We start from the raw sequence: 6338 nt of genomic DNA, 5'->3' as shown, positions 1-6338 counted from the left end.
ACTAATACGCACGATAGCTCTTTTTAGCTAGTTAGGGATATAAGTTCACTCTGTCCTTTTTAAATGTAATAACAATTAATAGTATTTGCTAATCTAAAGGTTAGGGATTGAACGGTGTGTTTGAAATCCCCGACGAAGGAGGGATTGAGTAGTGAAAGCCCGACCCGAAAGGGGAACGCCATAAAAAACATCATAAGTATTGGTCTAATAACTATCTAAACTGAGATCCCGCTTTTCAGCGGGATTAGTTCAACTATCTATTTTGAATTCATCCTTCGGATTTTTCAAAATAGAGTTTTACTAAAAAAGCCTGCCAACATACGTTAACAGGCCTTGAAAAAAGAAAAGTTTGAGTTAGTCCTTCTTTTTACCTTCTAATTTTTTTACTGAATCGTACATTATTGGTGTTGCAATAAATAACGATGAGTAGGTACCGACGATAACACCAACGATTAAGGCGAACATGAACCCACGGATAGAATCGCCACCAAAGATAAAGATGGATAGTAATACCACCAATGTGGTTAGCGATGTATTTAAGGTTCTGCTTAATGTACTGCTTAATGAGGAGTCTACCACGCGGTTGAATTCCCAACTGGTGTGCTCGTTGAAGAACTCACGAATTCTATCGAATACTACCACAGTATCGTTTAACGAATACCCGATTACCGTTAGGATTGCCGCAATGAACGCTTGGTCTATTTCCATGTTAAACGGCATGAACTTATAGGTTAATGAGAAGATACCCAAGACGATTAATACATCGTGGAATACCGCCGCTACAGCACCTAGTGAGTATTGCCATTTTTTGAATCGGAATAAAATATATAAGAACACCACGATTAGAGATCCTAAAATTGCCCAGAATGATGCTTTTTTGATATCATCGGCAATGGTTGGACTTACTTTATCGTTACGCATTAAACCAACGGTTTTATCTTCGGCATCACTTATGAAATCTTCGTAAGTCATACCATCAAAATAAGGCTGTAATGCGTTGAATAATGATGATCTTATTTCTTCATCAACCTCAGCACCGGTTTCATTTACTTTGTACTTCGTAGTTATTTTTAACTGGTTGGCATCTCCAAATGTTTTTGCATTGGCACTACCAAATACTGCTGGATCTGAAAGTACGTCTGTAATTTCAGAGGCGTTCATATCTTGCGCGAAACGCACTTGGTAGGTTCTACCACCAACAAAATCTACACCTTGATCTAAACCGTTTGTAAATAATGAGCTTAAACCTATTGCTATTAAAATACCAGAAATAATGTAAGCTATCTTTCTTTTCTTTAAGAATTCTACATTGATGTTTCTAAATAAGTTTTTAGTAATAGCAGTTGAGAATGTAAGTTCCCCTCCTCTGTTGGTATACCAATCTACTAATAATCTTGTTATAAAAATTGCAGTAAACAAAGATGTTGCGATACCAATTAATAAGGTAGTTGCAAATCCTTTAATTGGTCCTGTACCAAAAATGAATAGGATTAATGCCGTTAAACCTGTAGTAATGTTAGCATCCAAAATTGATGATAACGCATTGCTAAATCCATCTTTAATGGCTTCTTTTTGTCCTTTGCCTTTGGCTAATTCTTCTCTTACACGCTCAAAAATAAGCACGTTAGCATCTACCGACATACCAATGGTTAATACGATACCCGCTATACCAGGTAAGGTTAACACCGCTCCTAATCCTGATAAAATACCAAAGATTAACAAAATATTTAATAGCATTGCGATATCGGCAAATCCTCCTACTTTTCCGTAGTAGAAAATCATCCATAACAATACTACCGCCAATGCAATTAAGAATGACATTGTACCGCTATCTATGGCTTCTTGCCCAAGAGAAGGTCCCACAACCTCACTTTGAATGATATCAGCCGAAGCTGGCAGTTTACCTGCGCGCAATACGTTTGCTAAATCTATAGCTTCGTTTAATGTAAAATTACCAGAGATTGAAGAATTACCACCTGAAATAGGCCCAGTAGTTACACCTGGTGCAGAATACACCACATTATCTAAAACGATAGCAATCTGCCCTTGCTGTTGGTAAGCCCTACCAGTCATTTCTTCCCAGATTTTAGCACCCTTGCTATTCATTTGCATAGACACCTCAGGCTTTCCTGTTTGTCCGAAGGTATGTCTTGCATCTGTAACAACAGCACCACTTAATTCTGGAGTACTATCTCTATTGCCTTTTAGAGCATATAAATCAACAATCTCACTATTTTTTTCTGGTTTACTGAAAGCAAATTTTACATAACGCATTTCAGCAGGCAATAATGCTCTTACTTGTGGCTTGTTTAAATACTCAAGAACCGTTTCTTTATCCTTGATTTCAAAAGAAGCTACAACTGGTCCACCTTGAAACCCAAAGCCTCTTATTAAGCTTCCTAGTGGATTTGCAGCAGCAGTATTTACCTCTGTTGAATCTGTAGCAGCCTCTCCTAAAAGCTCGTCAATCTTATCCTCGGTTGCATCTTCTTCATCCTGTGGTTCAGCTTCTTGTGTATCTTCCTCTACTTTTACGATATCTTTTAGAACTTGATCTGCTTGAAATAAAAATTGCTGAAATTCTTGACCTTTGTACACGTCCCAAAACTCAAGTTGTGCTGTACTTTGTAATAATCCTGTAGCACGCTCAATATCTTTTACACCTGGTAATTCTACTAGAATACGGCCTGAATTCCCTAAACGCTGAATATTAGGTTGCGTAACACCAAACTGGTCAATACGCTTACGCAGTACTTCAAACGCTGAGACAATAGACTCATCAATCTTTGTCTCGATGATACCTTGTACTTCTTCATCAGACATGCCTCCATCAATTTCACCATCTAAAGCTTTGGTATAAAATATATCAGGTGAAGCTAGTTTTTTATCACCCTTAATGGCATCAAAAGCGATAAAGAAATCTTCTAAATACGTGTTTTGACTGTTCTTTTGAAGTTCTGAAGCGTTTTCTAAAGCTGTATTAAAAACTGGGTCTTTGGTATTGTTCGCCAATCCTTTCAATATATCCTTTACCGATACCTGAAGAATAACGTTTAAACCACCTTTAAGGTCTAAACCAAGATTCATGGCTTTTTGCTTTACCTCGTTGTAGGTGTACTCAGCAACTAATAAATCGTACACAGTGTCTGTTGCCTTGGCATCCAGATAGTTTATTTCTTCTTGACTGCGTTTGGCACGATAGTCGTCTTCTGTTTCTGGGAACTTGCTTATGGCCACTTCCTCAGCTTCTTTTTCAATTTGATTTGCTTTAAACGTGAATGATAATTGGTAAATACTTACCAAACCAAACAAAATAGCAAATAACTTAACTACTCCTTTATTTTGCATTTTTTAATATTTATGGTCAAAATTTCTAAACACGCAAATATATGTTTTGCATTTAGATTTGACAATTTTTATGATATTTATGATGTTGCATAGCTTTTTGAGGTGTAAAGCTATATTTAAGGTATTTTGAAATACCGAAACTTCGGAGTATGGGAACTTTTACAACCCTTTTCCCATTAGTTGTGAGGCCCTGCTCTAACTTCTGGTATTTGCTGAGATGCTTTATCTAAAGCGCATACATTTCTTTTATGAAGATTGAATGCCACATTTGATTCGGCATGCTCCTTCTCGGAATGTTTGTGAAATGAAAATGATGCTGTTTTAGGCTTTTCAAACCTATCGGCTTTAGGCTTTAATTCTAAAACTACAATACCGTTAAGTCCAGAATCGGTTTCATTTCCGTTTTGTATTTCATGGACATCTAGGTTGTAAGTTACATCTTGGTCTTCAAGAGGGAAGTCAAATGGCAGGTCTTCATCATTATCTGAAGTATCCAGCTGAGACCTGATTCGATTTAACAACACACGTTTCACCAAAGCCACATCAGTTTTACTGAAATAAGTAATCTTTAATTTACCATTTCCGTTTTCAACAACCTTATAATTTGTAACTCCGAGATTTTGAAGTTCACTTTTTAAGATGGAAATTGTAATCTGAGTATCAACATCGGTATGTTCTGCATTGTTATATTGAAGTACAATTTCCTGATTATGTAAATCTACTTGGTGGTGATTTACAAAACCAATGATGGCAGTTAAAACAACTAGTATGCCTATGTACTTTTTTAGACTCATGCGGCAAATATAAAAAAATAAAGATGGTTTATGTACATAGTGATGTGTTATCTATTTGGCACTATTGTTTGCTCCAATAATTTCAGCTTTGGAATTATTTTTCCTGAAGTTAAAATAATAGCTAAGTTTTGAGCTTCTTCAATTGTAAAATCTCCAGAAATAGATGATTTTCCTCCTGTTATTGGTCCTGCTGTAACCCCTGGGGCAGAATAAACTAAATCATTCAATGTTATAGCAATACTTGTAGCTTCTCGGTAAGCTTTTTCAGTCATCCGTTCCCAAATTAAGGCGCCTTCTTCATTCATTTGAATGGATACTTCAGGTCTATCTGTGTATCCAAAAGATTGACTAGCATTAATAATTACTTCTCCTGTTAGAGGCGGTTTATTTTCGCTATTTGATTTAGCTGCATATAATGGAATACTCCCGCTTTCATCTGGAATTCCCCACAGGAATTTTACGTTTTTATATTCGTTTGGCAAGTCTAATCTGGAGTCTTTACTATTTATCAAGTCCATAATTGCCCCAGTATCTTTAACCTTAGCATTAAAAATAATTGGCCCTCCTTGGTAACCAGGATGAATTTCAAAATTAGATTTTATATCAATTCTATCACCTTTATTTGTTTCATTTATATTGGACAATAATTCACTAGTGTATTCAAAAAAAGCTTCTCCCTTATACATATGCCAAAGCTCAAGCTTCCCCTCATTAGAAATTAATTCATCAACTCTTTCAATATTGAGTTCATTAGCCTTAATAATAACCTCTAATTGATTTTCTCCAAAACGATTAACAGTATTCTCAACTCCAAAATGGGCTAATCTATTTTTGATAACATCAATTGTTTTTTTAAGCTCTATATTGGAAATATCAGATTGGTTTTCAAAACCATAAACAAATCTAAATTCTTGTTTTGGTTTGAATACACAAGAGCATATTAAAAAGAGTGATACAAGTAGATATATGTTTCTCATAAGATTAAAAAAAATAGGCTATCAAAACAGTTTTGACAGCCTAAATATATTTAAAAAGAAATTGGTTTTACAACTCTAGTAATCCATTAGTTTTAGAAACGCCTTCAGCACTAGCTTTCATATGTGCTTTTTCAGCATCACTTAAAGGTACATCAACAATTTTTTCAATACCGTTTCTTCCTAAAATTACCGGAACTCCGATACAGATATCATTTAATCCGTACTCACCTTCTAAATAAGTTGAGCAAGGGAACATTTTCTTTTGGTCGCATGCAATCGCTTGCACTAAACCACTTACTGCTGCCCCAGGTGCATACCACGCTGAAGTTCCTAATAATTTGGTTAATGTTGCACCGCCTACTTTAGTATCGGCAGCTACTTGATCTAATCTTTCTTCTGATAAGAATTCAGAAACTTTAATGCTATTTCTCGTAGCATGGCTTGTTAATGGCACCATCCCAGTATCACTATGTCCACCAATTACCATACCGTCAATGTCGCTAATAGGTGCTTCCATAGCTTCTGCTAATCTGTACTTAAAACGTGCTGAGTCTAAAGCTCCACCCATACCTATGATTTTATTTTTTGGCAAGTCTGTAGTTTTGTGCACCAAATATGTCATGGTGTCCATTGGGTTACTTACCACGATAATAATGGTGTTTGGAGAATGCTCAATCAAGCTAGCAGATACAGTTTTTACAATACCAGCATTAATTCCTATTAATTCTTCTCTTGTCATCCCAGGTTTACGAGGAATACCTGATGTTATCACGCAAATATCGCTTCCAGCTGTTTTAGAATAATCGTTTGTTGCTCCGGTAATTTTTGTATCAAACCCGTTTAAAGATGCACATTGCATTAAATCCATAGCTTTACCTTCGGCATAGCCTTCCTTAATATCCAACAATACAACTTCAGATGCAAAATCCTTAATAGCAATATATTCAGCACAACTTGCGCCTACTGCTCCTGCTCCAACTACGGTAACTTTCATAATTTTATGTTTAGGTTGTTTTTATTTTAATTTTAACACCACAAATGTAAAACTGAAAATAGATTTATTTTATGATTTTAGTCATGCAAAATTACTCAAATTAAATACGATTACCAATTGAAAATACAAAAGAAAAAAGTGCAACATTAAATGCTACACTTTTAACTAAATTAAATAAAAACTAACTAAAAAACTAAAATAATTATTACGAAAATTATTTAGATA

Annotated in this window: 4 protein-coding genes; all 4 read right to left on the bottom strand. The window is 35.4% G+C overall.

The window, feature by feature from the left end:
- Window positions 1–354 precede the first annotated feature (354 nt).
- The gene (secDF, locus tag EYD45_RS16235) at window positions 355–3348 is read right to left on the bottom strand and encodes a protein translocase subunit SecDF (protein ID WP_130965719.1); all 2994 of its coding nucleotides are present in this window, start codon (window positions 3346–3348) and stop codon (window positions 355–357) included.
- A gap of 176 nt (window positions 3349–3524) precedes the next feature.
- Window positions 3525–4142 (bottom strand): hypothetical protein, encoded by a 618-nt coding sequence (locus EYD45_RS16230; RefSeq protein ID WP_130965718.1) that lies wholly within the window; start codon window positions 4140–4142, stop codon window positions 3525–3527.
- A 47-nt stretch (window positions 4143–4189) separates the two neighbouring features.
- A complete protein-coding gene (locus EYD45_RS16225; RefSeq protein WP_130965717.1) occupies window positions 4190–5119 on the bottom strand; it encodes a SecDF P1 head subdomain-containing protein in 930 nt (309 codons plus the stop codon).
- Window positions 5120–5186: 67 nt separating this feature from the next.
- On the bottom strand, window positions 5187–6113 hold the full coding sequence (gene mdh / locus EYD45_RS16220) for a malate dehydrogenase (protein WP_130965716.1): 927 nt from the start codon (window positions 6111–6113) through the stop codon (window positions 5187–5189).
- Window positions 6114–6338 lie beyond the last annotated feature (225 nt).

The sequence above is a fragment of the Hyunsoonleella flava genome, assembly GCF_004310325.1.
In the GTDB taxonomy this organism is placed as follows: domain Bacteria; phylum Bacteroidota; class Bacteroidia; order Flavobacteriales; family Flavobacteriaceae; genus Jejuia; species Jejuia flava.
The sequence above is the reverse complement of the archived record's forward strand: the minus strand, read 5'-3'. Positions and strand labels throughout refer to the sequence as shown.